Source organism: Agrococcus sp. SCSIO52902 (genome assembly GCF_022983135.1).
Classification (GTDB): domain Bacteria; phylum Actinomycetota; class Actinomycetes; order Actinomycetales; family Microbacteriaceae; genus Agrococcus; species Agrococcus sediminis.
Genome location: NZ_CP095269.1, coordinates 2,628,856 through 2,655,749 on the forward strand (window position 1 = coordinate 2,628,856; position 26,894 = coordinate 2,655,749).

Below are 26,894 nucleotides of genomic sequence, written 5' to 3' on the forward strand. Positions count from 1 at the left end.
CGCACAGCGCCAGTGCCGCGCCGGCGAGGCCGTAGATCAGCCAGAGGTCGCCGAGCACGGAATGCACCTCGAGCCCGTTGCCGAACATGTAGTTGTGCACGTAGCCGTTGTCCGGGTCGTAGCCGAGCGCCCACATGCCCTCCGCGCCCAGGCGACGCTCGTCGTAGGTCACGAGGGCTCCCGAGCCGTAGCCGAGCGGCCGTTCGGCGATGAGCGACGCGGCGGCGCCCATCTCGGGGCGCCCTCCCACGATCGCGGTGCCGGATCGGTCGATCTGCAGCTCGGTGCGAGCGCGCGCCGCATCGCCCAGCACCCCCTCGAGGATCGCGGCCTGCACGGCGAAGTAGCCCGCGATGGCGATGACGCCGAGCCGCGCGATCGCGCCCCACGCGCTCCGCACCCGGAGCACTCCGCCCCGTCCGCGCCGCTCGAGCAGGACGATGGCGGCCGCGATGACGAGCATCGCCGCGAGCGATCGCGAGTCGGCGAGGGCGGAGACGGCGGCCAGCGCGCCCAGGCTCAGGAGCTGCCGGCCCGTACTCGCCCACACCCATGGCAGGCTGAGGACGATCAGCGTCACCGGCACCGAGAACGAGAACTTCCAGACGTTGTCGAGGTTCACCCCCGTCACCGCGAGCGACGCGAGGCTGCCCAGCCCGAAGACGAGCACCAGCCGCTGCAGCCCGAGCACCGACCGCGCCCAGAGCAGGCTGGCGAGCACGAGCGGCAGCGCCAGCACGCGCACGGTCTGGACGGTCCGGAGCGCGTCGCTCACGGCCACGGTCCCGGAGCGCGCTTCGGTGATGATCGCCCCGCTGAGGGCGGCGAGCAGGGCGAGCGCCGCGAGCACGGCGGCTCCGCGGTGCCGCAGCAGGAGTCCGGCCGTCATCGGCAGGATCGCGATCGAGATGAGGAAGCTGATGGGCACGTCGGGCGAGAACCTGTAGCGGATCGCGATGGCGAAGACCACCAGCCCGGCGACCGCGAGCTCGGTGGTCGCGCGCCGTCGGGAGTCGGTCGCGTCGACGCGCGTCCTCGTCTCCAGGGCGTGGGCCATCACTGCGCCGCCTGGGCGGCGCGGCGGTCTCGGAGGTCGCGCGCCACGTAGGAGACGTTCGGCAGCACCTGGCAGACGACGACCGCCGCGGTCACCGCGATCACGCTGCCCGCAGCGCCGAGCACGGGGATGAGCCAGAGCGACATCCCGAGCCCGATCGGGATAATCATCAGCGTGGGCACCACCTGGAACCGCAGACCGCGCGCATCCGTCATGTACATGCCCAGCGGATACTTCGCCGCCTGCGCGGCGACGAACAGCACGAACGCCGCCAGCAGCAGCGGGTCGAGCGTCAGCTTCCCAGCAGACACGAGCTCGACGAGCCACGGCGCGAGCACGGCGACACCGCCGCCGAGCACCAGCCCTCCGCCGAGGAACCAGAGCGCGACGCTGCGCGGCGAGTCCACGCGATCCGCGGCGCGGGCGCGCGCGAAGATCGGCCACAGGGCGAGCCCCGCGGCTGCGATGGTCTGCAGGGCGATGCCGAAGAGCTGGGATGCGAGGTTGTAGTCCGCGAGCTCCTCGGCGCCGTCGAGGTGGCTGATGAGGATGCGCGCGGTGTGCATCGTCGCCGGCAGCGCGAGCATCTGCACGAGCATCGGGAGCGCGAGGTGCATGACCGGCACGCTCGGGGCCTGGCGGAGATGCGGCACCTCGCGCGCGGCGGCGCCGAGCTGCGGCGAGACGATGCGCGCCGCGACCACGAGGCTCGTGGAGGCGACCGCGGCGCTCGCCATGTAGGCGAAGACCGCCAGCTGCTGGCCGGCGGGGACGCCGAGCAGCGCGCACCCGCCGATGAGCACCAGGATGAGCGGGGCGGTCAGCGCCTGCGTGAAGATCTGCGTCGTGTTGCGCCCGAGCCCGACCAGCAGGCGAGCGCCGATCGTCAGCGGCAGCGTCAGGCCGAAGATCGCCATGCACGCGGCCGCCACCCAGCCGCCGCCGGACATGAGCCCGGGGCCGAGGATCGCGGGCCACGCGTCGAACGCGCCCAGCAGCAAGGAGGCGGCCGCGATGATGCCGCCCGCGACGAGCAGGATGCGCAGCGCGCTCGTGATGGTGCGCCGCAGCAGCGCGTCCCGGCGCGGATCCTCCGACTCGGCTGCCGCGTTGATCAGCACGGCGGCGATGCCGAGGTCCGCGAAGGGCAGCAGCGCCGGGAGGCTCGCCAGCAGTCCGTACTGCGCGTACGCCTCGACGCCGAATCCGTCGAGGATGATGCGGCTGGTGACGAGGCCGACGATGCCGGTGAGCGCCATGACGACCACCTTCGCGGCTGCCGCCGAGCCGACCTGGTGCCACCGGCCCCGCGTGCGCCGCGCCGGCCGCGCGCGAGTCGCGCCGATCATCGCAGGCCCTCGTACATCCAGTCCTGCGCAGCTCGTCTCCCGTCCGCCGCCGGGAGGTCCGTGACCACGCCCTCCGGTGTCCGAGCGCTCGTGAGGGCACGCACGAGCGCCGCCGCCAGCGCGTCATGCGCGTCTGCCGGCACGACCTCGTGCCCGTGCTGCTGCAGCCAGCTCGCGAGCCCGGTCTCGCTCGTCGTCACCACGATGCACCCGGAGGCGAGGGCCTCGACGATCGGCAGCCCGACCTGCTCTCGCCAGAGCGGCGTGCGCCGAGAGGGCAGCACCAGGACCTTGCTGCGCTCGAGCGTCTCGAAGATGCTGGCGCGGGGCGGGTCGAGCCGCACGACGACGCGGTCGTCGGCCGCCGCCAGCGCCATGGCGGCTGCCGCCCCGGATCCGCGCCCGAGGATGGTCAGCCGCGCCTCGGGCAGCGCGGCTCGGACCGCAGGCCACACGTCGAGCACTGCGGGGAAGCCCTTGCGCTCCGCCATGTCGCCGAGGAACACCAGGTGCGGCGGGCGCGGCACCGACGCCGGCGCGACGAGCCTCGACACGGGCAGCGCGGGAATCACGCGGTGCTCCGGCCATCGCGCGGGGAACGCCGAGCGGTACACCTGCTCCGAGAGGACTGTGCCGAACGCGATGCGGTCGAGCACGCGCCATACGATCGCCTGCAGCGGCGCGAGCAGCGCATGCCGCAGTCGTGCCCTGCGCGGCAGGTTGGCGACTGCCTCCGCGAGCGGCATGGCCTCGATCGCGTACGTCACGACGCGAGCCGGACGCTCCCCGCGCACGAGCGAGCGGATGCGGTTGCCCAGCACGGCGCTGAGCGTGCGCAGCGACGCGGCGGCCATGAGCGGCTCACTCACCTCGATGACCGCCACCGGGTGCGACAGCGTCCACCGCAGGGTCCCGAGCGCGCCGGCCCGCTGCACGTCGAGCGCGGCGGCGAGCGCGCGGTCGAAGTCGTAGCGCCGCGCGCGGAACAGGATCGTGACCCGGCGGTCGCCGGCGAGCCGCTCGAGGTGCGCCGTGCGCACCTCGTCGTACAGCTGCAGTGCGCGACCTGCGACTGCCTCGACCGCATCAGCCGTCGACAAGGCTCCGGTCGTCGCCGCGTGCTCGCTGTGCGCTGCCATCGGATCGGCCTCGTGACGGCCGGCTCATCCCCCGAGGGCGGGGTCGGAGACGGTGATGCTGTCGAAGGCGACTGCGCCGCCGCCTGGGTTGTTCGGCACGTAGGTGAACACCGACACCGCACCCGCCGTCTGCAGCGCTGCGAGCGAGTTCGTGCCCTCGCGCATCCAGCCCGGCTCCGCCTGACCGACCTCCCACAGCTTCGCCCGCACCGTCGTCGGCGACGTGCCCGTCACCTCCATGCTGAACGCGTACTGCTCCCCCGGCACGATCGTGATCGGCACCTGCAGCATCGGCGCGATCGCCGTCGCCCCGTCCTGCAGCAGGTACAGCCGCACACCGCCATCGGCCTGCAGCCGCAGTCTCGCGATGTAGTTCGTCGAGCCCACCCGGCGACCCACCAGCGAGACGTACTGCGCCTCAACCAGCGAATCCACGCTGAACACCGCATCGATCCGCGTGCTCGCGCTCGACACCCCGTTCAGATCCGCGTACACCGTCTGCGACGTCGACGCCGGGATCGTCATCCGACCCTCGCCATCCGCCACCGAGAACCGGCTCGCCGTCCCCCGCAGGGACCACGGCCCGCCGACATCCGCAGTGCCCCAGCCGTTCGACACCGTCCGGTCGAACCCATCCTGCGCCAGCACACCCGCACCCGGCTCGGCGACCGTGATGGACCGTTCCGCGGTCGCAGTCGCGCCGTCGTCGTCCGTCACGCGCAGCCGCACGGGATAGCTGCCGGCGGCGGAGAACTCGTGCGTCGCGGTGGCGCCGCCCTCGACGAACCCGCTGCCGAAGTCCCACGCGTACGACTCGATGGAGCCGTCGGGGTCGGAGGAGCCGGAGGCGTCCACCGACACGACCAGGCCCGAGCTCGAGCTCGTGAAGGACGCCGTGGGCGCGACGTTCGGCGCCGGTGCGCCTCCGGCGGGGTCGGAGACGGTGATGCTGTCGAAGGCGACTGCGCCGCCGCCTGGGTTGTTCGGCACGTAGGTGAACACCGACACCGCACCCGCCGTCTGCAGCGCTGCGAGCGAGTTCGTGCCCTCGCGCATCCAGCCCGGCTCCGCCTGACCGACCTCCCACAGCTTCGCCCGCACCGTCGTCGGCGACGTGCCCGTCACCTCCATGCTGAACGCGTACTGCTCCCCCGGCACGATCGTGATCGGCACCTGCAGCATCGGCGCGATCGCCGTCGCCCCGTCCTGCAGCAGGTACAGCCGCACACCGCCATCGGCCTGCAGCCGCAGTCTCGCGATGTAGTTCGTCGAGCCCACCCGGCGACCCACCAGCGAGACGTACTGCGCCTCAACCAGCGAATCCACGCTGAACACCGCATCGATCCGCGTGCTCGCGCTCGACACCCCGTTCAGATCCGCGTACACCGTCTGCGACGTCGACGCCGGGATCGTCATCCGACCCTCGCCATCCGCCACCGAGAACCGGCTCGCCGTCCCCCGCAGGGACCACGGCCCGCCGACATCCGCAGTGCCCCAGCCGTTCGACACCGTCCGGTCGAACCCATCCTGCGCCAGCACACCCGCACCCGGCTCGATGACCGTCACGCTCTGCTCGTCGACGTCCGTCGCGCCGTCGTCATCGGTGACGCGCAGCCGCACGGGATAGGTCCCCGCCGAGCCGAACTCATGCGAGGCGGTCGCGGCGCCTGCGGCGAAGCCGGCGCCGAAGTCCCACTCGTACGATGCCACCGAGCCGTCCGGGTCGGACGAGGACGAGCCGTCCACCGAGACCTCCAGGCCCTGCGACTGGATGGTGAACGACGCGCTCGGCGCCGCGTTCGGCACCGGCTCCACCGTCACCTGGGTGGTGGCGGTGCCGGTGGCGCCGTCGTCGTCCGTCACCGTCAGGGTGACGTCGTACGTGCCGGCCGTCGAGTAGGTCTTCGTCACCGACGCCCCGGTGCCCGTCGAGCCGTCGCCGAAGCTCCAGGCGTAGGACACCACCGTGCCGTCGGCGTCGGTGGCGGAGCCGCTGAAGCCCACCTGCAGCCCGTCGACCGAGGGCGTGCCGATCGCGGCGCTCGGGGGCGTGTTGGGGGCGACGCCCGTCGTGCCCGCCTCGTAGTGCGCCTGGACGCGGTCCGCGGAGAGCGGCCGGTCGTAGATCGCGACCTCGTCGAGCAGGCCTTCGAACTGCCTCGATCCCGGCGCGCTGGTCCACGAGTTCAGGTTGTCGTTGGCGATGCGCCAGTAGCCCTGGTACGCCTGCGCGGATGTGACGTCGTTCCGCTGCGCGCGCAGCTGCCCATCGACGTACAGCCGCATGCCCTCGCTGCCGAGGGTCGCCACCGCGTGGTGCCACTCGCCGTCCCGGTAGGTGCCCGGTGTGGTGATGACCTGCACGGACCCGGGGTACACGCCGAAGAGCAGCTGACCGGCGTTGTTCATGTAGAGGTGCCGGTCGTAGGAGGTGGACGAGCCGGTCCGCGCGTTGCCGAATCCGACGAGCTTTCCTCCGCTCGTCGTGCTGGTGCGGAACCATGTCTCGATGGAGAAGCGCTGAGGGCCCGCGATGCGCGTCGTCGACCCGCCGCTGCCATCGTTCTGCGAGTTCGTGGTCGCCGTGTTGAAGCGGATCGCGGCATCGGCGTCGGAGGCCAGCGCACCCGGTTCGCCGTACGTCATGCGGCCGCTCAGCTGCATGTCGGAGCCGCCGAAGAGGTCGACGGAGGAGCCGCTCGCCTCGCCGAGGCGCCACATGCTGACGACGTCGTCCTGCGCAACGCTCTCGAGGTAGGCGGAGATGGCTCCGCTCGACACCGTCGCGGTCGCCCACTCCGAGCGGAAGACATTCCCACCCGGATCGCGCGCCACGACGCGCACCTGATGCGTCGACCCCGGCTCGAGGCCGGAGATCAGTGTGCGCACAGTCTGGACGTCCCAGAACTTGTTCGACATGGTCTGCTCGCCCACGAGGCCGGCGGTCGTCTCCGAGTCGAGGTACACGCGGTAGGTCAGCGCCTGGTCGTCGCGATCGAAGATCGTCGGGAACGAGACCCGGAGCGAGCCGGGGATGACGGCGCTGACAGACGGCGTCCACCAGGCGTTCGGAGTGATGCCGGCCGCGATGGCGAGCCGATCCTGATCCTGCGAGAGGCGCGGCCCCTGGTTGTCCGGCGCATTCTGGCGCAGGGTGTAGCGCACGAGCCCCTGCTGCGTAGCGCCGTTCACCCGGGGGAACTCGCCGCCGTAGACCAGGTACTGGTCGTTGCCGTCGAGTGCCCAGACCGCCTGGTTCTTGCCGGTGAACGTGCCGATGTCCGTCTGCGGGTACCAGTTGAGGATCTCCGGGCGTGGGCGGCCAGGGTGGTCGGGGTAGCCGTAGATGTCGGGCGTGTTGGCGCCGTGGACCTCGGTGGTGACCGCGGTCGAGTGGTAGAAGGTCCACGGATCGGACTGCGGGAATCCGCCGCTGTTGCCGCAGTAGTGCTTGTGGCTGGCCATGTACACCTGGCCGGCGACCGCAGCCGCGTCGTAGGTGTCGCCGTGGCAGTCCTCGATCCAGACCATCTCGCCGTCCGACCAGCGCGCCTGGAACGCGCCCTCCATGTTGCCGCCGCGGCCGTAGTGCCAGCCGACGCCGTAGAAGTTGACGCCGTCGGTGCTCAGCTTCGTGACGCCCGAGTTGTCGCCCGCGTTGCGCACGATCGAGTTCACGGGCAGCGGCAGCTGCGCGCCGGTGGAGGCGTCGACCATGGACAGCCCGTACCCGGGCTCGCTCTGCCCGCCGGCGACCGAGGTGAAGTTGCCCGAGAGCATCACCTTCGTCGCGTCGGGTCCGACCGCGAGCGCCTGCACCATGCCGTTGTCGACGATGGGGCGGAACGGCAGCACCGCGCCGTTGGAGGCGTTGACCGCGCCGATGCGCGCCCGGGCACTGCCGTTGACGGCGCTGAAGTAGCCGCCCACGTAGACGGTCGAGTTGGTCGCCGCCACGGACTGCGCGGTGCCGTTGATGTTCGGCACCACCGTGGTGCTGAGTGTGTGGCCGGGCAGGTCGAAGACGGCGATGCGATTGCGCGTCTGGCCGTTGACCGCGGTGAACGCGCCCACGACGTAGAGCCGCCTGCCGTCGGGGGAGACCGCGATGTCGTTGACCCGTCCATTGAAGGAGGGCGCGAAGGACGTGACCTGACCGGTCTGCACGTCGAACGCGAGGAAGTTGCTGCGGGGGATGAGATTGGTGCCGGGGGCCGCGCCTGCCGGGCGGGCGTTCGAGAACTGTCCTCCGGCGTAGGCGATGTTGCCCGCGACGTGCACGTCCCACACCACGCCTTGGTCGATCTGCACCGTCGGCAGCGCGTCGGCGGACATGCTCGCCTCGTGGGGCAGTGCCGACGCCTCGAGCGCTGCAGGCTCGATGACCGGATCGGCCGCCACGGCCGCGCTCGGTGCGCTGACCAGGATCGCGGCGCCGACCGCGATCGCTCCGACGGCGGCGACGTGCGTGCGGATCAGCGTGCGGATCGGTGTCGAGGTGCGCATGTGACGTTCCTGTCCTCAGTGCCAGCGGACCGCATCCCATGACACCGTCCAGTAACGGCGTTATCGTACGCCCGGCCATGGACCGCCGAGGGCTTCCGCGCTGAGACTGCGGGAATCCTGAGGTCTCGCGCGCGGCTCAGCGCGCGGCGCCCTCGAAGAGCACCACGGGCTCACCGGCCTGCAGCACCACCTCGATGCCGATGAGGCCGCGCTGGTCGTGCGGCACCGTGAAGAGGTAGACGCCCGAGCTCGAGCCGCCTGCCGGTATCGACGCGGGGAACGCTCGGCCGCCGGGCTCCCGGATCTCGTTCGCCGGCAGCCGGTCCTCGCCGATGTAGAGGTTGACCACCACGACGGGCGTCGGGAACGGATCGTCGCCCGTGTTCGTCGCCTCGACGGTGACTCGGATCGCCGGTCCGGCGATCTCGCCGGCGATGTTGGCCGCGCCGTCGACCGACTCGAGCGACGCCAGCTCCAGCTCGACGTCGGCGGTAGGCTCGACGACCGCATCCAGCGGCACCGGCGCGAGCGTCTCGGTCGGCAGGGATCCGGGAGGCGACCCCGGGGGCGCCGTCGCACCCGCGGAGGTCGCGGGCGCCGACGGGAGCGCGCTCGGTGCCGCGGAGCCCGACGGCGTCGGTGTCGACGTGGGCGCAGTCGACGGCAGCGACGTCGAGGTGCCGGGCGTCGACGACGGCGAGCCGCTCGCCGTGCCCGGCTGCTCGGCGTCGCCCGCCCCGCTCGCGCTGAGGACGCCCCAGAGCACGAGCCCGACGACCGTCACCCCGCCCAGCACGAGCGCGGCTCGGGCGCGAGGCGTCGACGCACTCCGCTGCTCGCTCGTCATGGGCACACTGTACGTGCGGCGGGTTCAGCGCACGCCAGCCGATTCGCGCACGATTCGCCGAGCATCAACCACGCCTCGCAACGCGGCGCGCACCGGCGCCGGCGACCGCAGCAGCTGTCGGCGCCCGCTTCTGCCGAGCACCTCCCATGCCGCGCCCAGCACGCCGCGCCGCCATCGCCGCACGCCCTGCGCATCCAGGTGCTTGACCGCGAACAGCATGCGGTTGCGGATGTTGTAGTACGTGTAGACGCTCGACTTGCCGCGCCCGAGCTGACCACGCTCGCGGTGAGTGCCGCCCTCGTCGTGCACCGCGACGGCGTCCTCGACGACGCGGAGCCGGCCGCCGCGCTCCACGAGGCGCCGCGACAGGTCCACGTCCTCCCAGTAGAGGAAGTAGTCCTCGTCGAACCCGCCGACGAGCTCCCACGCCTCCTCCGGGATCCACAGGCACGCGCCGCTCAGCCACTCCCAGCGCTCGGCGTCGGCGTGCGCGGCGCGGCGCGCGCGGCCCCGGGTCGCACCATCGGCGATATAGAGATCGGATCCGGCCGACCACGTGCCGCCCTGCGGATCGCGGATCAGGGGCGCGAGCACCGCGAGCCCGTCCGCGTCGGCGGCCGCGCGGAGCGCAGCGACCGCGGCCGACTCGATCTGCGCATCCGGGTTCAGCACGAGCAGGTCGCGGGCTCCGAGCGCGCGGGCCCTGGCGACGCCGCAGTTGACGCCGCCGCCGAAGCCCAGGTTGCGCTCCGGCGTCACGACCTGCCAGCCGTGCCGCTGCGCGAGCGCCAGGACCCGCTCCCGCTCATCGGAGGACGAGAGGTTGTCGACGACCACCACCAGCTCGGGCGCGACGCTCCGGGCCGAGGCGACCAGGTGCTCGGAGAGCAGCCCGGACGACGCGTAGCTGACGACGACGATCGCGAGCGGACGCCGAGGCTCAGCCGACATGGCGCATCTCACGGAACCACTTGACCGCCGCCAGCGCCAGGAAGGCCGTCTGCAGCAGGAGCAGCAGCGCGTAGGCGGGGAGGAAGAGGGCGGGCCATCCCCACAGCACCATCAGCCAGCACACGACGCCGAAGTCGGTCGGCAGCAGCAGCATCGAGCGCCCGAGCGAGCCTCCGCCGCGCGCGTGGGTCGACGGCACACCCCTCGCACCGCGCAGCAGGTCGTTGAGGATCATGCCGAAGAAGGTGACGGTCGCGACCACCGAGAACGCGATCGGCAGCAGCAGCACCGGCTCCGGGAGCCCGGGCGCGCCTCGGTAGAGCCCGACGAGCAGCGCCAGGTGCAGCGAGGCGATCTTGAGCGCGTCCACGAAGTGGTCGAGCCACTCCCCCGCGAGCGAGCCGCCGCCGCGCAGGCGCGCCACCTGGCCGTCGGCGGAGTCCCACGCATATCCGAGGGCGAGCAGGACCGCCGCGACGATGCCGGTCCAGGACTCGACGGGCGCGACGGCGAGCAGCGCGATGGCGGCGAAGGTGTGCACCGCGCTGATGGCGGTGACCTGGTTCGGCGTCAGGCCGGCGGCGTGGGCCGCGGCGGCCAGCGCACGGCCGATCCGGCGGTTGACGTACACCGAGTAGGCGGGCGCTCCCCTGGCGTGCCCCTTCTGCGCCGAGGACAGGCGCGCGTGCGCGGCGCGGATGCCGAGCGTCGCTCCAGTCATGGCTCGCCCTCCACCCTCGTCGCCGGGCGTCTGCCCGGATTGATGTAACGATGTTACGATACTCCCGCGAGTCGGACTCGCAAGCCGCGCAGGTCACGAGAGCGGAGCACGAGATGCCCACAGCCGAGGGTCGGCGGCCGGAGATGACCCGCCTCCGCATCCTCGTCGGCGCGTACGCCTGCGGGCCGTCCGACGAGCCCGAGGCGAGCGCCGGCTGGGCGTTCGCGACCGCGGCCGCGGCGACCCACGACGTCTGGGTCATCACGCGCCGCCGCTTCGCGCCGGCGATCGCCGCGGCACTCGCCGCCGACCGGGAGCTCGCGCGCCACCTGCACGTCGTCGCGATCGACCTGCCCGAGCGCGTCATGGCGCGCAAGCGCCGCCCCCGCGACCTCTACTGGTACTACGCGCTCTGGCAGGCGAAGCTCGCGCGCACCGCGGTGCGCCTCCACGCGCGCCACCGCTTCGACGTCGCGCACCACGTGACCTTCGCGAACGACTGGCTGCCGTGCGGGCTCACCGCGCTACGCGACGTGCCGCTCGTGTGGGGCCCGGTCGGCGGCGCGACCCGCATCCCGGTCTGGCGGCTCCGCCGCTGGCTCGGCGCCAGAGGGGTCGCCACCGAGGTCGTCCGCACCGTCGCCACCACGCTGCCCCGGGCGGTCTTCGGCGACGGCACCGCCCGACGCGCGGCGCTCGTGGTCGCGCAGAACGGCGACGTCGCGCGGCGGTTCCGCCGCGCGCGGCGGGTGGTGGTCGAGCCCAACGCGGCGCTCGACCTCACGGCGCTGCCGGCACGCGCACGCCGCGAGCCGGAGGGGCGGATGCGCGAGGCCGTCGCCGTCGGACGCCTCATCCCGCTCAAGGGCGTCTCGATCGCGCTCGCCGCGCTCGCCAGGCCCGCGGCCTCGCACTGGCGCCTCACCCTCTACGGCGAGGGGCCGCTGCGCCGCGCGCTCGAGGCGCAGGCGGAGCGCCTCGGCCTCGGCGACCGGGTGCGGTTCGCCGGCCATGTGCCGCGCCGCGAGGCGCTCGAGGCGATGGCGCGCGCGGACGCGCTGCTCTTCCCCTCGATGCACGACCAGGCGGGCTGGGCGGTCGCGGAGGCGAGCTCGATGGGCACGCCCGTCGTCTGCCTGCCGCTCGGCGGCCCACCGCTGCTCGCCCAGCCCAACGGCTTCGTCGCGAGCCTCGAGGGCGACGTCGTCGCGAGCGTCGTCGAGCAGCTCGCGCTCGCGGGCGACGCCACCGGCGTCCCGCACGAGCGCTGGTCGCGGGAGCGGCTCGCGCCCCTCGTCGACGGCTGGTACCGCGGCGCCGCGAGCCCCGCCCGGCACCGGCCGGTCCGCGTCCTCGAGTCGGTCAAGGCCATCCGTCCCACCACCAACCCCTACCTCGCGCAGCTGCTCGCCGAGCTCGACGGCCGCCCCGATGCGGCCGTCGAGACCTTCAGCTACCCGCGCGCGCTCCTCGGCCGCTACGACGTCTTCCACGTCCACTGGCCCGAGGTGCTGTTCGGCGGGCATCGCACCGCCGGCCGCCTCGTGCGCAGGAGCCTCACGACCCTGCTGCTCGCGCGCCTGACGCTCACGCGCACGCCCATCGTGCGCACGTGGCACAACACCGAGCGCCCCCAGGAGCTGTCGCGCTGGGACCACGCGCTGCTCGACGCCGTCGACCAGCGCACGACCGGGGTCATCCGGCTCAACGAGACGACCGCGGTGCCGCTGCGCGTGCCCGTCCACACCATCCCCCACGCGCACTTCCGGGACTGGTTCGGCGAGCACGAGACGCTGCCGGCGACGCCGGGCCGGCTGGTGTCGGTCGGGCTGATCCGCCGGTACAAGGGCACCGAGCAGCTGCTCCGCGCCTTCCGCGAGTGCCGCACGCCCGGCGCGACGCTGGCGATCGCCGGCAGGCCGACCTCCGACGACCTCGCGCGCACGCTCGAGGAGCTCGCCGCAGGCGACGACCGCATCGAGCTCTCGCTGCGCTTCCTCGACGACGCCGACTTCGTGCGCGCCATCACCGGTGCATCCCTCGTCGTGCTGCCGTACCTGCACATGCACAACTCGAGCGCGGCCCTCGCGGGCCTCTCGCTCGACCGGCCGGTGCTCGTGCCCGACAACGCCGTCAACCGCGCGCTGGCCGACGAGGTAGGACCGGGGTGGGTGCACCGCTTCGAGGGCACGCTGACCGGTGCCGCGATCGATGCCACGCTCGCCGAGCTCGCCGCGCATCCGCCCGCGGAGCCGCCCCGGCTGGCGGCCCGCACCTGGTCGTCGAGCGCCGACGCGCACGTCGAGGCGTTCCGCACTGCGGCGGGGCTCCGATGACCGTGCAGCGCGTCCGCGGGCGCCTCGAGCCGGCCGAGGCGGCGGCGCCCCGCGCCCGGCACGCCGCACCCCTCGGCAGGCCCGTGCTGACCGTCGCCATCCTGACCTTCCGGCGACCCGAGCAGCTGCGCGCCAACCTGCAGGCGGTGAGCCTGCGCGCGCGGGAGGCGCTCGAGGCCGTGGAGCCGTGCATCCTCGTGGTCGACAACGACCCGGCGGGCTCGGCCCGGCCCGTCGTCGACGCGGTGCGGCGCGACGCCGAGGCATCCCACGGCATCCGCATCGCCTATGCGCACGAGGCGCGCCCGGGCATCCCCGCCGCCCGCAACCGGGCGCTCGACGAGAGCGCCGGCTCGCGGCTGCTCGCGTTCATCGACGACGACGAGATCCCCCAGCCGGGCTGGCTCACGGCCCTCGTCGACGTCTGGCGCGAGTCGGAGGCGGATGCGGTGATGGGCCGGGTGGTCGCGCAGCTGCCCGAGGGCGTCGAGCCGTGGGTCGCCTCGAGCGAGTTCTTCCACCGCGCCTCCCGCGAGACCGGCACCCTGCTGCCCGCCGCCGCCACCGGCAACCTGCTCCTCGACCTCCGCTCGGTGCGGCGCGCGGGCCTGCGGTTCGACGAGTCGCTCGGCCTGACCGGCGGCGAGGACACCATCTTCACCCGCCTGCTCGTGCGCACCGGCGGCCGGATCGTCTGGTGCCAGGAGTCGGTGACCCTCGACCCGGTCGTCCCGGAGCGCACGACGCGCGACTGGGTGCGGCGGCGCGCGTTCGCGCACGGGAACACGCTGCAGCACACGCGGGAGCGACTCGCCCCCACGCCCGCGCTGCGCGTGCGCGCGCGCCTCGGGGGCCTCGCCGGCGGTCCCGCGCGCATCGTGCTCGGCACGGCCAGGCTCGCCTGGGGCGTGTGCACGCGCGACCCGGTGCGGCAGCAGCGCGGCGAGAGCCAGGTGCGCCGCGGGTGGGGCGTGCTGACGGCAGCGATGGGCCACCGGTTCGAGGAGTACCGCAGGCGGGAGGCGGAGCGATGAGCGTGGGAGCTGCCGTGCACGGGGTGCTGCGCCGCCACGTGCGGGCGATGGGCTCGGTGGTCGGCGTCGACACCGACCAGCCGGTGGTGGTGCTGACCTACGACGACGGCCCGGAGCCGCCGCAGACCGAGCGGGTGCTCGACGCCCTGGCCGAGCGCGGCGCGCACGCGACCTTCTTCATGCTGAGCGCGAGGGCGCGGCGCCTGCCGTGGCTCGTGCGGGCGGTCATCGCGGAGGGCCACGAGGTGGCGCTGCACGGCATCGACCACCGGCCGCTCAGCGGGCTCACCCCCGAGGAGATCACGCGCCGGACGCTCGACGGCAAGGCCCAGCTCGAGGACGTCGCCGGCGCGCCCGTGCGGTGGATGCGGCCGCCGTACGGCCGGCAGTCGCCGCGCGCCTACCACGCCATCCGGCGGGCGGGCGTGATGCCTGTGCTCTGGGGCGGCACGAGCCTCGACAGCGCCGACACCACGACCGACGGGCGGGTGGCGAGCGCCATGCGCAACGCCCGACCGGGCCTCATCCTGCTCGGGCACGACGGCCGGGCCGGCGTGGACGACGGCGTCGACGACGGCGACATCCCGGCGTTCGACCGCGGCGCGCTCACCGCTCGGCTGCTGGCGGGCTTCGCCGAGCGCGGGCTGTCGGGCACGTCGCTCGAGCGCGCGCTCGAGCGCGGCCGGCCTCGGCTCGGGGCGTGGTTCGCGTGAGGCGCTCGCGTCCCGCCCCCGCGTGCCCTACGCTGATGTAACACTGTTTGCAAACGGGGATCGGAGGAGCGGATGAGCCAGCGCATCGGCTACGCCGCAGGCGCCTTCGACCTGTTCCACGTCGGCCACCTCAACGTGCTGCGGCACGCGCGCGAGCACTGCGACGTGCTGATCGCGGGCGTCGTGAGCGACGAGATGCTGCTGCAGGTGAAGGGCGTCGAGCCCGTGATCCCCACGCTCGAGCGCGTCGAGATCGTGCGCTCCATCCGCTTCGTGGACCGCGTGCACGTCGAGACGGTGCCCGACAAGCTCGACACGTGGCGCGAGGTCGGGTTCACGCACTTCTTCAAGGGCGACGACTGGCGGGGCACCGAGCGGGGCCTGCGGCTCGAGCGCGAGCTCGGCGCGGTGGGCGTCGAGGTCGTCTACTTCCCCTACACGGCGCACACGTCGAGCACGGCCCTGCGGCGCGCGCTCAGCCTGCTCGAGGGCACGGCGGATGCGTCGCCCGCCCTCGCCCAGCACTCCTGAGGCCGGGGGCTACGCCCGCGACGCGAGGAAGCTGTAGACCTCGGTCTCGTCGACGCCCGGGAAGGCGCCCGGCGGCAGCGCGGCGAGCAGGTGCGAGTGCGCCCGCGCGCTCGGCCACGCCTGCCCGGCCCAGGCCTCGGCGAGATCGGCAGGCGGCGTGCGGCAGCACGAGGGGTCGGGGCAGCCCGAGATCGACCGCTCCTTCGTGCCCCTCCCCCGGAACCACTTCGCCTGCGCGAACGGCACGCCGATCGAGAGCGAGAACTCCCCCGACGGGCTGCGCTCGGTCATCGCCGTGCACCAGAAGGTGCCCGCCGGCGTCTCGGTGTACTGCTCGAAGGCGTTGACCTTGTCGGCGACGTCGAACACCTCACGGCTCGTCCAGCGCTTGCAGACCGGCTGCCCCTCGATGGCGCCGGTGTGATCGGAGGGGAAGGTCACGCCGTCGTTCTCGTAGGCCTTGTAGATGATCCCCGACTCGTGCACCTTCTGGAAGTGCAGCGGGATCCCGAGGTGCACGGTCGCGAGGTTCGTCAGCCGGTGCGCGGCGGTCTCGTACGAGACGGCGAAGGCGTCGCGCAGGTCCTCGACCGCGAGCTGCCGCTCCTCCTTCGCGGCGCGCAGGAACTCCACGGCGGTGCGCTCGGGCATGAGCAGGGCCGCCGCGAAGTAGTTCGTCTCGATGCGCTGGCGCAGGAAGGCGCCGTAGTCGGCGGGCACCGAGTGCCCGAGCACGTGGTGCCCGAGCGCCTGCAGGAGCACCGACCGCGGGTCGTGGCCGATGCGGGAGGAGCGCGAGAGGTAGATGCGCCGGCGCTTGAGGTCGGTCACCGAGCGCGTCGAGTGCGGCAGGTCGCCGACGTGGTGCACGGTGAAGCCGAGCCGCTCGACGATCGCCGCGATGAGGTGCTGCGAGAGCGGCCCCGACTGGTAGCCGACCTTCTCGAGCATGCGCGCCGCCGCAGCCTCGATCTCGGGGAAGTGGTTGTCGCGCGCGCGCATCTCGGCCCGCAGCTGCGTGTTGGCGCGCCGTGCCTCCTCGGGCGTCGCGACCCGCTCCTCGGCGACCCGGTCGAGCTCGTCGACGAGCGCGAGCATCGTCTCGAGCACGTCGTCGGGCGTGCGCGGGCCGATGCGCATCGTCGGCAGCCGCTTCTGCTGCCAGGTCGACGACTGCATGGCGCGCTCGAGCCGCAGCTCGAGCTCGGCGCGCCGCGACGGCGGCTCGGTGCCCGTGAGCTGCTCGAGGCTGACGCCGTAGAGGGCCGCGAGCTGCTGCAGCTGCGAGAAGCGCGCCTCGCGCTTGCCCGTCTCGAAGCCCGACAGCTGCGACGGCGCGAGGCCGATGGCGTCGTGCACGGCGTCGAGCGTGAGCCCGGCCTGCTTGCGCGCGTGCCGCAGCGCCTTGCCGAGCTGCAGCGCGTCGACCTGCGTCGGCGCGGGCGCCGAGCGCGCGGGTCGGTCCCAGGTGGCGGATGCGGTGCCTCGCTCGGTCATGCGAGCACCATACGCCAGTTCTGCGGGATCTGGCAGAAGTGATGATCTTCACCGTGCAAATCGCCGCTCGCAGTGCAGTTCTGCACGCACAGTGGTAGCACGACCGGACGCCGAGGGCGCAGGAGCCCCGGCGCGACAGCAGGAGGACACCATGACCGAGCAGCACGACACGACGATGGCCACCGAGGCGGCCGAGCTCGAGCTCGAGTGGGCGGCGGACGCCCGCTGGAGCGGCATCGCCCGCGACTACAGCGCCGCCGACGTCATCCGCCTCCGGGGCTCCGTCGTCGAGGAGCACACGCTCGCCCGCCGCGGCGCGGAGCGCCTCTTCGACCGGCTGCACGCCGACGAGCAGCCGGTGCGCGCGCTCGGCGCCCTCACCGGCAACCAGGCTGTGCAGCAGGTGCGCGCGGGCCTCGAGGCCATCTACCTCTCGGGCTGGCAGGTCGCGGCCGACGCCAACCTGTCGGGCCAGACCTACCCCGACCAGTCCCTCTACCCCGCCAACTCGGTGCCCGCGGTGGTGCGCCGCATCAACAACGCGCTGCAGCGCGCCGACCAGATCGAGCGCAGCGAGGGCCGCCGGGCCGTCGACGACTGGCTCGTGCCGATCGTCGCCGACGCGGAGGCTGGCTTCGGCGGACCGCTCAACGCGTTCGAGCTCATGCGCTCGATGATCACCGCCGGCGCCGCGGGCGTGCACTGGGAGGACCAGCTCGCGAGCGAGAAGAAGTGCGGGCACCTCGGCGGCAAGGTGCTCATCCCCACCCAGCAGCACGTGCGCACGCTCAACGCCGCACGCCTCGCGGCCGACGTCGAGGACGTGCCGACCGTCATCATCGCCCGCACCGACGCCGAGGCGGCGACGCTCCTGACGAGCGACGTCGACGAGCGCGACCGCCCGTTCCTCACCGGCGAGCGCACGAGCGAGGGCTTCTACGAGGTGCGGAACGGCATCGAGCCGTGCATCGCCCGCGGCCGCGCCTACGCCGAGTACGCCGACCTGCTCTGGATGGAGACCGGCAAGCCCGACCTCGAGGTGGCCCGCCGCTTCGCGGAGGGCATCAAGGCCGAGTTCCCCGACCAGCTGCTCGCCTACAACTGCTCGCCGTCGTTCAACTGGCGCAAGCACCTCGACGACGACCAGATCGCCGCGTTCCAGCGCGAGCTCGGCGCCATGGGGTTCCGCTTCCAGTTCATCACCCTCGCGGGCTTCCACGCCCTCAACCACTCCATGTTCGACCTGGCGAAGGGCTACGCCGAGCACCACATGACGGCCTACGTCGACCTGCAGGAGCGCGAGTTCGCGGCGGAAGGCCTCGGCTACACCGCCACGAAGCACCAGCGCGAGGTCGGCACCGGGTGGTTCGACCTCGTCGCCACCGCCCTCAACCCGAGCTCCGGCACGCTCGCGCTCGCCGGCTCGACCGAGTCCGAGCAGTTCCACTGATCCGCACCCACGTCAGGAGCCAGACCATGGACACCACGCGCATCCGCATCACCGCCCACGCCCCCGGTCAGGACCGGGTGCTCACCGACGAGGCGCTCGGCTTCCTGCTGCAGCTGCACGACGCGTTCGAGTGCACGCGCCAGCAGCTGCTGCAGGACCGCCGCCGGCGCCGCGCCGCGTTCGCCGACGGCGACAGCCCCCGCTTCCTCGAGTCGACGCGGCGCATCCGCGAGGACGCGAGCTGGCGGGTCGCCCCGCCCGCTCCCGGCCTCGAGGACCGCCGCGTCGAGATCACCGGCCCCATCGAGCGCAAGATGACCATCAACGCGCTCAACTCGGGCGCGAAGGTGTGGCTCGCCGACTGCGAGGACGCCTCGAGCCCCCTGTGGCGCAACGTCATCGCGAGCCAGGTGAACCTGCAGGACGCGATCCGCGGCAGCATCGCCTTCACGAGCCCCGAGGGCAAGGAGTACAAGGTGACGGCCCCCGAGACGCCGACGATCGTCGTGCGGCCGCGGGGCTGGCACCTCGACGAGCACCGCATCCTCGTCGACGGCAGGCCCATGTCGGGATCGCTCGTCGACTTCGGGCTCCACGTGCTCCACAACGCCGACGACCTCATCGCCGCCGGCCGGGGCCCGTACTTCTACCTGCCGAAGCTCGAGAGCCACCACGAGGCGCGGCTCTGGAACGACGTGTTCGTCATGGCGCAGCAGCTGCTCGTGCTGCCGCAGGGCACGATCCGGGCCACCGTGCTCATCGAGACGATCACGGCGGCGTTCGAGATGGAGGAGATCCTCTTCGAGCTGCGCGAGCACTCGGCGGGCCTCAACGCCGGCCGCTGGGACTACCTGTTCTCGATGATCAAGGCGTTCCGGCTCCGCGGGCCGGAGTTCGTGCTCCCCGACCGCGCCCGGCTCACGATGACGGCGCCGTTCATGCGCGCCTACACCGAGCAGCTGGTGCGCGCGTGCCACCGCCGCGGCGCGCACGCGATCGGCGGCATGGCGGCGTTCGTGCCGAGCGCGAAGGACCCGGATGCGACCGAGCGCGCGCTCGCGGCGGTCGCGAGCGACAAGGCGCGCGAGGCGGGCGACGGCTTCGACGGCTCGTGGGTCGCGCACCCCGGCCTCGTCGAGACCTGCCGGAGCGCGTTCGACGCGGTGCTCGGCGACCGCCCCAACCAGCTCGAGCGCACCCGCGAGGAGGTGCCCGTCGACGGCGCGGCGCTCATCGACCTCTCGACCACCGAGGGCGACATCACCGAGGCCGGGCTCCGCTCGAACATCGAGATCGGCATCCGCTACATGGAGGCGTGGCTGCGCGGCCACGGCGCCGTCGCGATCCACTCGCTCATGGAGGACGCCGCGACCGCCGAGATCTCGCGCTCGCAGGTGTGGCAGTGGATCCACAACGAGTCGGCCACCGCCGACGGTCGCACGATCACGCGCGAGCGCTGCGAGGCCATCGTCGACGAGCTGGCCGCGGGCTTCGACCGGAGCCCTGGCAACCGCTACCGCGAGGCCATCGCGCTGTTCCGCGAGATCGCGCTCGAGGAGACCTACCCGGCCTTCCTCACGCTCGCCGGCACCGAGCGCTACCTGGGCGACGGTGCCGAGCGGCCCATCACCGGTCCCATCCCGGTGCAGGAGCGCGTCGCGGCCTGAGCGGCGCGGGTGCGAACCGGGGACGGATGCGCGGGGCGGGGTCCGAGGGATCCCGCCCCGTCGCGCGTCATGTCAGGCGTGGCTCGCCTTCGCGGCCCGCAGGCTCTCGAGCAGCTTCGCTCGCAGCTCCTGGGGGGCGCGGTCCTTGCAGGCGCCCTGCAGCGCGGCGGTCAGCATCTCGCCGACGTGGTGCTCGGCCGAGCACTCCTCGCACTCCGCCAGGTGCGCACGCACATCCGCGGCGTCCTCGGCGCAGAGCTCGTGGTGCAGGTACTCCTCGAGGGCGGCACGGGCCTCGGTGCAGTCCTTCGTGGCCTGGGGCGTCTCGCTCACGGCTTCTTCTCCTTCACGATGGTGTCCTGCACGGCGATGCCCTGCTCCCGGGCGTAGTCGGCCAGCAGGCCTCGCAGCAGCTTGCGGCCGCGGTGCAGGCGGCTCATGACGGTGCCGACGGGGGTCTCCATGACCTCGGCGGTCTCGGCGTAGCTGAGCCCCTCGACGTCGACCCAGTAGACCGCCATGCGGAAGTCGACGGGCACCTGCTGCAGCGCGTCCTTCACGATCCCGGAGGGCATCCGGTGGATCGCCTCGGCCTCGGCGCTGCGCGACGACATGGCGGTGAACGACTCGGCGTCGCCGATCTGCCACTCCTCCAGGTCGTCGAGGGGCGCCTCGAACGGCCTGCGCTGCTGCTTGCGGTAGGTGTTGATGTAGGTGTTGGTCTGGATGCGGTACAGCCACGCCCGCAGGTTCGTGCCCTGCTGGAACGAGTCGTACGCGGCGTAGGCCTTGAGCAGGGTCTCCTGCACGAGGTCGGCGGCGTCGGCCGGGTTGCGCGTCATGCGCATGGCGGCCGCGTAGAGCTGGTCGGCGTACTGCATCGCCTGCTCCACGAAGTCGTCGCGCTTGGCCTCGTCACGCTGCTCGTCCATCGCGGGCGAGTCTAGTGTCGCCGTCGGCGCCATGACCGTCGTCCCTGCCACCGGCCCCTCCTCCGCTGTACTGCCCGACCGATAGATTGCAACCGATGAGCCCGCTCGAGCATTCCCGCCCCTGGACCGCGCCGACCGCGACCGCGCGCCTCGACGCCCGCGTGCAGCTGCCCGGCTCGAAGAGCCTCACGAACCGCGCGCTGCTGCTGGCGGCGCTCGCCGACGCGCCGTCGACGCTGCACCGGCCGCTGCGCAGCCGCGACGCGCAGCTCATGACCGCGGGGCTGCGCGCGCTCGGCGCCGACATCCGCGAGGCGCCCGGCGACGGCCGCTTCGGCCCCGACCTCGTCGTCGCCCCTGGCCCCGTCGTGGGCGGCGCATCCATCGACTGCGGGCTCGCCGGCACGGCGATGCGCTTCCTGCCGATCATGGCGGCGCTCGGCGACGGCCCGGTCGCGTTCGACGGCGACCCGCACGCGCGGAAGCGCCCCATGGACCAGACGATCGGGAGCCTGCGCGGCCTCGGCGTGCGCGTCGACGCCGACGAGCCGCGCCTGCCGTTCACCGTGCACGGCGCGGGCGGGGTGCGCGGCGGCGAGCTCGAGATCGACGCGAGCGCCTCGAGCCAGTTCGTGTCGGCGCTGCTCCTCGTCGCCGCCCGCTTCGACGAGGGCCTCACGCTGCACCACCGGGGCGAGCGGCTGCCGTCGCTGCCGCACATCGAGATGACGCTCGCGGCGCTGCGGCAGCGCGGCGTCGACGCCCGCGCGGTCGGCGAGGCCTCGTGGCGGGTCGAGCCCGGCCCGATCGGTGCGCTCGACGAGCGCATCGAGCCCGACCTGTCGAACGCCGCGCCGTTCCTCGCGGCCGTGGTCGCGGTGGGCGGCCGGGTCGTGCTCGACGGCTGGCCGGACGGGACGACGCAGGTGGGGCGGCTGCTGCCCGAGCTGCTCGCCCCGTTCGGCGCGACGTCGTCGGTCGCCGACGGCTCGCTCACGATCGAGGCCGTCGGCGGCGAGATCCCCGGCGCGACGCTCGACATGCACGCCGCGGGCGAGCTCGCGCCGACCATCGTGGCGCTCGGCGCGCTCGCGTCGGGCCCGGTCGAGGTGACCGGCATCGGCCACATCCGCGGGCACGAGACCGACCGCATCCAGGCCCTCGTCGACGACATCGCCGCGCTCGGCGGCACCGCGACGGCGCTGCCCGACGGCATCCGCGTGGAGCCGGCACCCCTGACCGGCGGCCCGTGGCGCGCCTACGACGACCATCGCATCGCGACCGCCGGCGCCGTCGTGGGCCTCCGCGTGCCGGGCGTCGAGGTCGACGACATCGGCGCCACCGCCAAGACCATCCCGGAGTTCCCGGAGCTGTGGGCCGCGATGCTCGCGGGTGAGCTGGAGTGAGCCGCGCATGAGCTGGATGACCGAGCACGAGGACCCGTACGAGCAGTACGACGAGTCGAGCGTGCGCGAGCGCCCCAACCCGAAGGCCAACCGGCCGCGCTCGAAGCAGCGCCCCGAGCACGAGGACGCCGTCACCGGCATCGTCACCGCCGTCGACCGCGGCCGGTACACGCTCGCGGTGCGGATCGACGAGCAGGACGAGGCGATCGTCACCGCCGCCCGCGCGCGCGAGCTGCGCAAGCAGGCGATCGTCGCCGGCGACCGCGTCGACGTCGTCGGCGACACGACCGGCGAGACGGGCTCGCTCGCCCGCATCGTGCGCATCCAGCCGCGCACGACCGTGCTGCGCCGCTCCGCCGACGACACCGACGTGGTCGAGCGGGTCATCGTCGCGAACGCCGACGTGCTGCTCATGGTCGTCGCCGCCGCCGACCCCGAGCCGCGGCCGCGGCTCGTCGACCGCTACCTGGTCGCGGCGCTCGACGCCGGCATCACGCCGATCATGGTCGTGACGAAGACGGATGTCGCCGACCCCGAGCCGTTCCTCGCGAACTTCGCCGGGCTCGACATCGAGGTGTGGCGCTCGTCGATCGACGACCCGCCCGTCGAGGCGCTCCGCGAGCGGCTCGACGGCCACACGACCGTCGCGGTGGGGCACTCGGGCGTCGGCAAGTCGACGCTCGTCAACGCGCTCGTGCCGGATGCCAAGCGCGCCGTCGGCCATGTGAACGCCGTCACCGGCCGCGGCCGCCACACCTCGTCGTCGACGGTGTCGTTCAAGCTCGGCTCCGGCTGGATCATCGACACCCCGGGCGTGCGCTCCTTCGGGCTCGGCCACGTCGCCACCGCGAACGTGCTGCGCGGCTTCCCCGACCTCGCGGAGGTCGCCGAGGACTGCCCGCGCGGCTGCACGCACCTCGTCGACGAGCAGTACTGCGAGCTCGCGATCGCGGCCGCGGACGGCCGCCTCGAGCCGCGCCGCGTCGACTCGATGCAGCGCATGCTCGGCACGCTCGTCGCCGCGCGCGAGCAGCGCCACCAGGAGTGACGCGCCGCCGTACGCTGGGATCGTGACCGGCTACGACGACGACCTCGACCTCGCCCTGCGGCTGGCAGACGCCGCCGATGCCATCTCGATGGAGCGCTTCGGCGCGCAGGACCTCGAGGTGACGACGAAGGCCGACACCACCCACGTCACCGACGCCGACCGCTCGGTCGAGCAGCGCATCCGCGCCGTGCTCGCCGAGGAGCGCCCCGACGACGCGATCTTCGGCGAGGAGTTCGGCACCTCCGGCGACGCGAGCCGGCAGTGGATCATCGACCCGATCGACGGCACCGCGCACTTCCTGCGCGGCGCGCCCATCTGGGCGACGCTCATCGCGCTCGCGGTCGACGGCCGCCCGGTCGTGGGCGTCGTCTCCTCCCCCGCGCTCGGCGCGCGCTGGTGGGCCGCCGAGGGGCAGGGCGCCTGGACCGACCCCGCGCGGCCGCGGCCCATCCGGGTCTCGGGCGTCGGCGCGCTGTCGGATGCGGTGCTGTCGTACAACGCCATCCAGGGCTGGGACGGCGCGGGCCGGATCGACGACCTCGTCGCGCTGCAGCGCGACGTCTGGCGGGCGCGCTCCTACGGCGACGCATGGAGCTACATGCTGCTCGCGGAGGGCAAGGTGGATGCGGTGGCCGAGTTCGACCTGCAGCCCTACGACATGGCCGCGCTCGTGCCCGTCGTGCAGGAGGCCGGCGGCACCTTCACCTCGGTCGACGGGCAGTCGGGCCCCTGGCACGGCTCGGCACTCGCCACCAACGGACGCCTGCACGACGCGCTGCTGGAGCGGCTCGCGCGCTGAGGCGAGGGGCTGTCGCGCGGGCCGCGGCGCGCGCATACTGGCGCCATGGCCGAGTGCTGCGACTCGCGCGGGTGCGCCGAGGAGTTCGACGCCGCGTTCGCCGAGCGGATGGCGGCGCGCTACCGCCGGCGCGGCCTCACCCGCGCCGAGCGGCGCCTCGTCGACTTCCTCGCGGCCGACGGCGTGCGCGGCGCGACGGTGCTCGAGATCGGCGGCGGCGTGGGCGAGATCGGGCTCGAGCTGCTGCGCCGCGGCGCCGAGCGCTGCACGACGCTCGAGCTGTCGTCGGCCTACGACGAGCAGGCGGCGCGGCTCGCCGCCGCTGCGGGCGTGGCCGACCGGGTGCGGCGGCGCATCGTCGACCTCGCCGCCGAGCCCGAGGCGGTCGAGCGGGCCGACCTCGTGGTGCTGCACCGGGTGGTGTGCTGCTACCCCGACGCCGGGCGACTGCTCTCGGCCGCGGCCGGCCGCTGCCGCCGGCGGCTCGCGTTCACGCATCCGAGCCGCGATCCCGCGTCGCGCGTCGTCTCGGCGATCGAGAACACGCTCGCGGGCGCCCGCGGCATCCGCTACCGCTCCTTCCTGCACGCGCCGAGCGCCATGCTGCGCGCGCTCGAGGAGGGCGGGATGCGTCCGGTGCTGCCCGGCCGCGGGTGGCCGTGGCGGGTGCAGGGCCTCGTCGCGGCCTGAGTCAGCCCGCGGCCGCCGCCTCGAGCGCCGCGACGTCGAGCTTCTGCATCGTGAGCATCGCGCGGGTGACCTCCGCCGACCGCGGCGTCTGCATGAGCTCGCCCAGCTGCTTCGGGATGACCTGCCACGAGACGCCGAAGCGGTCGCGGCACCAGCCGCACTGGGACTCGGCGCCGCCGTCGGCGATCAGCCCCTCCCAGAGCCGGTCGACCTCCTCCTGCCCGTCGACGGTGACCGAGATCGACACGGCCTCGGACTGCGGGAACTGCGGCCCGCCGTCCAGCAGCTGGAAGGGGGCGCCGCCGATCGTCAGGTCGACCGTGAGGGCCTCGCCCGCTGGCGCGCCGCCGGGCCACGGGTTGTCGCCGGCCGGGATCCGCAGCACGTCGGTGATCTGCGAGCCAGGCACGAGCGAGACGTAGAGCTCGGCGGCCTCCTCGATGCGGCCGTCGAACCAGAGCACTGTGCGCACGTCGGTCATGGGGGCCATGATGCTCCTCGGCGCGCGCCTTGGGTAGCCTCGGATCCATGCGCGAGATCACGCCCGCCGAGGCCGCCGCCCTGCCGATCGTCGACGTGCGGGAGCCGCACGAGTGGCAGGCGGGGCACGCCGACGGCGCCATCCACATCCCGATGACCGAGATCGTCGCCCGCGTGGCCGAGGTGCCCGACGGCGCGGCGATCATCTGCCGCTCCGGCGCCCGCAGCGCCCAGGTGGTCGCCTACCTCGCGCAGCAGGGGCTCGATGCGGCGAACGTCGAGGGCGGCACGCTGCGCTGGGCCGCCGAGGGCCGGCCGATGACCGGCCCCGTGGTCTGAGGTGGCGCGCTCCCCCGCCGACTCCGACGCGATCGCCCGGGCCGCGGCCCGGCTGTTCGTCGACCGCGGCTACGCCGCGACGACCGTGCGCGACATCGCGGCCGCGGCCGACGTCGATCCCGCGGTCGTCATCCGCCGCTTCGGCTCGAAGGAGTCGCTGTTCCTGCGCACCATGGCGTCGGAGGAGCTCGCGCGGGCATGGCGGGCGACGCTCGACGGCCCGCTCGGCACCTTCGGCGAGCGGTGCGCCGCGGCGCTGCTCGACAGCCGGCAGGACACGCGCGGCGTCTTCCTCGCGCTGCTGCGCGCGAGCGACGCCGAGGGCATCGGCTCTCGGCTGCGCGACGCGCACGAGGAGCGCTTCGTGGCGCCGCTGCGCGAGCGGCTGGGCGGCGGCGATGCCGCCGACCTCCGCGCGCGGCTCGCCGCGGCCGCGGCCGGCGGGCTGCTCTACGCCCTGTGGGCGGTGGGCGACGAGGCGCTCGACGCCGATCGGGACGCGCTCGTGCGCCGCTACGGCGCGGTGATCCAGGCGGCGATCGCGTAGCATCGCCTCGAGGCGTCAACTTAGTTGACAGTTCACTCGAGGAGGAGACCCATGGAGATCACCCAGCGCACCTTCGTCGTCACCGGCGGCGGCAACGGCATCGGCCGCGAGGTCGTGCTGCAGCTGCTGCGCCGCGGCGCGCGCGTCGCAGCCGTCGACCTGAGCGAGGACGGTCTCGCCGAGACCGCGCGGCTCGGCGCCGCGGGCGACCGGCTCTCCACGCACCGGCTCAGCGTCGCCGACCGCGCCGCCGTCGAGGCGCTGCCCGAGGCGGTGCTCGCCGCGCACGGCCAGGTCGACGGGCTGCTCAACATCGCCGGCATCATCCAGCCGTTCCAGCGCATCGGCGAGCTGCCCTTCGAGCAGATCGAGCGCGTCATGCAGGTGAACTTCTGGGGCGTCGTGCACACCGTGACCGCATTCCTGCCCCTCCTGCGCGCGCGGCCCGCCGCATCCGTCGTCAACGTCTCGAGCATGGGCGCGCTCGCGCCGGTGCCCGGCCAGTCGGCGTACGGCGCCAGCAAGGCGGCCGTCAAGCTGCTCACCGAGGGCATGCACGCCGAGCTCGAGGGCACACCCGTCGCCGTCACGGTCGTCTTCCCCGGCGGCGTCGGCACGAACATCACCGGCAACTCGGGCGTCACCATGCGGCGCACCGCCGATGCCTCGGCGTCGGCCGGCTCGCTCACGAGCCCCGAGGACGCCGCGCGGCAGATCGTCGAGGCCGTCGCCTCCGGAGCGCCGCGCGTCGTCATCGGCAAGGACGCCCGGGCGCTCGACCGGCTCGCGCGCCTCATGCCCGCGAAGGTCGGCGGCATCATCGCCAAGAAGATGCGGGGCCTGCTCGACTGAGCA

Annotated in this window: 23 protein-coding genes; 13 read left to right on the plus strand and 10 right to left on the minus strand. The window is 73.5% G+C overall.

What is annotated here, in order from left to right; translation table 11 throughout:
* Positions 1-1,056: 1,056 nt before the first annotated feature.
* From MU522_RS12925 to MU522_RS12950, 6 genes are all read right to left on the minus strand, one after another.
* Positions 1,057-2,406 carry an oligosaccharide flippase family protein gene (locus tag MU522_RS12925; protein ID WP_246991567.1) on the minus strand — a complete coding sequence of 450 codons (1,350 nt, stop codon included), beginning with the start codon at positions 2,404-2,406 and terminating at the stop codon, positions 1,057-1,059.
* Entirely contained in the window at positions 2,403-3,545 is a 1,143-nt protein-coding gene (locus MU522_RS12930) for a glycosyltransferase family 4 protein (RefSeq protein ID WP_246991569.1), read from the minus strand. Before MU522_RS12930 ends, MU522_RS12925 begins: the two co-directional genes overlap by 4 nt.
* A gap of 24 nt (positions 3,546-3,569) precedes the next feature.
* Complete coding sequence (locus tag MU522_RS12935; protein ID WP_246991571.1) at positions 3,570-8,051, minus strand: PKD domain-containing protein; 4,482 nt, start codon at positions 8,049-8,051, stop codon at positions 3,570-3,572.
* A gap of 136 nt (positions 8,052-8,187) precedes the next feature.
* Positions 8,188-8,898: a hypothetical protein gene (locus tag MU522_RS12940; RefSeq protein ID WP_246991572.1), complete on the minus strand. Its 711-nt coding sequence runs from the start codon at positions 8,896-8,898 to the stop codon at positions 8,188-8,190.
* A 24-nt stretch (positions 8,899-8,922) separates the two neighbouring features.
* Positions 8,923-9,849, minus strand: a complete 927-nt coding sequence (locus MU522_RS12945; RefSeq protein ID WP_246991574.1) for a glycosyltransferase family 2 protein — start codon at positions 9,847-9,849, stop codon at positions 8,923-8,925.
* The gene (locus tag MU522_RS12950) at positions 9,839-10,570 is read right to left on the minus strand and encodes a CDP-alcohol phosphatidyltransferase family protein (RefSeq protein ID WP_128188481.1); all 732 of its coding nucleotides are present in this window, start codon (positions 10,568-10,570) and stop codon (positions 9,839-9,841) included. The genes MU522_RS12945 and MU522_RS12950 overlap by 11 nt, the downstream gene beginning before the upstream one ends.
* A 143-nt stretch (positions 10,571-10,713) precedes the next feature.
* Here MU522_RS12950 and MU522_RS12955 point away from each other — a divergent pair, with 143 nt between their 5' ends.
* The 4 genes from MU522_RS12955 (at position 10,714) to MU522_RS12970 (ending at position 15,184) form a co-directional block, all read left to right on the plus strand.
* Complete coding sequence (locus tag MU522_RS12955) at positions 10,714-12,906, plus strand: glycosyltransferase (RefSeq protein WP_246991576.1); 2,193 nt, start codon at positions 10,714-10,716, stop codon at positions 12,904-12,906.
* Positions 12,903-13,940 carry a glycosyltransferase family 2 protein gene (locus tag MU522_RS12960; RefSeq protein ID WP_246991578.1) on the plus strand — a complete coding sequence of 346 codons (1,038 nt, stop codon included), beginning with the start codon at positions 12,903-12,905 and terminating at the stop codon, positions 13,938-13,940. The genes MU522_RS12955 and MU522_RS12960 overlap by 4 nt, the downstream gene beginning before the upstream one ends.
* On the plus strand, positions 13,937-14,653 hold the full coding sequence (locus MU522_RS12965) for a polysaccharide deacetylase family protein (RefSeq protein ID WP_246991580.1): 717 nt from the start codon (positions 13,937-13,939) through the stop codon (positions 14,651-14,653). Before MU522_RS12960 ends, MU522_RS12965 begins: the two co-directional genes overlap by 4 nt.
* A 72-nt stretch (positions 14,654-14,725) precedes the next feature.
* Positions 14,726-15,184, plus strand: coding sequence for an adenylyltransferase/cytidyltransferase family protein (locus MU522_RS12970; protein ID WP_246991582.1), 459 nt, complete (start codon positions 14,726-14,728; stop codon positions 15,182-15,184).
* Between the two features lie 9 nt (positions 15,185-15,193).
* On the opposite strand, the gene MU522_RS12975 is transcribed toward MU522_RS12970, so the two are convergent.
* Entirely contained in the window at positions 15,194-16,681 is a 1,488-nt protein-coding gene (locus MU522_RS12975; protein WP_146356807.1) for a helix-turn-helix domain-containing protein, read from the minus strand.
* A gap of 151 nt (positions 16,682-16,832) precedes the next feature.
* Here MU522_RS12975 and aceA point away from each other — a divergent pair, with 151 nt between their 5' ends.
* Positions 16,833-18,131 (plus strand): isocitrate lyase, encoded by a 1,299-nt coding sequence (aceA, locus tag MU522_RS12980; RefSeq protein ID WP_246991584.1) that lies wholly within the window; start codon positions 16,833-16,835, stop codon positions 18,129-18,131.
* Positions 18,132-18,157: 26 nt separating this feature from the next.
* Positions 18,158-19,798 carry a malate synthase A gene (gene aceB / locus MU522_RS12985; protein WP_246991586.1) on the plus strand — a complete coding sequence of 547 codons (1,641 nt, stop codon included), beginning with the start codon at positions 18,158-18,160 and terminating at the stop codon, positions 19,796-19,798.
* A 72-nt stretch (positions 19,799-19,870) separates the two neighbouring features.
* On the opposite strand, the gene MU522_RS12990 is transcribed toward aceB, so the two are convergent.
* Positions 19,871-20,131 (minus strand): zf-HC2 domain-containing protein, encoded by a 261-nt coding sequence (locus tag MU522_RS12990; protein ID WP_246991588.1) that lies wholly within the window; start codon positions 20,129-20,131, stop codon positions 19,871-19,873.
* Positions 20,128-20,730, minus strand: a complete 603-nt coding sequence (locus MU522_RS12995; protein WP_225792772.1) for a sigma-70 family RNA polymerase sigma factor — start codon at positions 20,728-20,730, stop codon at positions 20,128-20,130. Before MU522_RS12995 ends, MU522_RS12990 begins: the two co-directional genes overlap by 4 nt.
* A gap of 95 nt (positions 20,731-20,825) precedes the next feature.
* On the opposite strand from MU522_RS12995, the gene aroA reads away from it, so the two are divergent.
* From aroA to MU522_RS13015, 4 genes are read left to right on the plus strand one after another with little or no spacing between them, the layout of a single operon-like run.
* Positions 20,826-22,136, plus strand: a complete 1,311-nt coding sequence (gene aroA, locus MU522_RS13000) for a 3-phosphoshikimate 1-carboxyvinyltransferase (RefSeq protein ID WP_246991590.1) — start codon at positions 20,826-20,828, stop codon at positions 22,134-22,136.
* 7 nt (positions 22,137-22,143) lie between these two features.
* Positions 22,144-23,184: a ribosome small subunit-dependent GTPase A gene (gene rsgA, locus MU522_RS13005; protein ID WP_246991592.1), complete on the plus strand. Its 1,041-nt coding sequence runs from the start codon at positions 22,144-22,146 to the stop codon at positions 23,182-23,184.
* 22 nt (positions 23,185-23,206) lie between these two features.
* Positions 23,207-23,983: a histidinol-phosphatase gene (hisN, locus tag MU522_RS13010; RefSeq protein WP_246991594.1), complete on the plus strand. Its 777-nt coding sequence runs from the start codon at positions 23,207-23,209 to the stop codon at positions 23,981-23,983.
* Positions 23,984-24,028: 45 nt separating this feature from the next.
* The gene (locus MU522_RS13015) at positions 24,029-24,673 is read left to right on the plus strand and encodes a methyltransferase domain-containing protein (RefSeq protein WP_246991596.1); all 645 of its coding nucleotides are present in this window, start codon (positions 24,029-24,031) and stop codon (positions 24,671-24,673) included.
* A 1-nt stretch (position 24,674) separates the two neighbouring features.
* Here MU522_RS13015 and MU522_RS13020 read toward each other — a convergent pair whose 3' ends face one another.
* Positions 24,675-25,154, minus strand: a complete 480-nt coding sequence (locus MU522_RS13020; RefSeq protein WP_246991598.1) for a VOC family protein — start codon at positions 25,152-25,154, stop codon at positions 24,675-24,677.
* Between the two features lie 47 nt (positions 25,155-25,201).
* Between MU522_RS13020 and MU522_RS13025 the strand changes: the two genes are divergently transcribed.
* The 3 genes from MU522_RS13025 to MU522_RS13035 are packed head-to-tail and all read left to right on the plus strand — an operon-like array spanning position 25,202 to position 26,891.
* Positions 25,202-25,492, plus strand: a complete 291-nt coding sequence (locus MU522_RS13025) for a rhodanese-like domain-containing protein (protein ID WP_246991600.1) — start codon at positions 25,202-25,204, stop codon at positions 25,490-25,492.
* Between the two features lies 1 nt (position 25,493).
* Positions 25,494-26,039 (plus strand): TetR family transcriptional regulator, encoded by a 546-nt coding sequence (locus MU522_RS13030; protein WP_246991602.1) that lies wholly within the window; start codon positions 25,494-25,496, stop codon positions 26,037-26,039.
* Between the two features lie 51 nt (positions 26,040-26,090).
* On the plus strand, positions 26,091-26,891 hold the full coding sequence (locus MU522_RS13035; RefSeq protein WP_246991604.1) for an SDR family oxidoreductase: 801 nt from the start codon (positions 26,091-26,093) through the stop codon (positions 26,889-26,891).
* Positions 26,892-26,894: the final 3 nt, after the last annotated feature.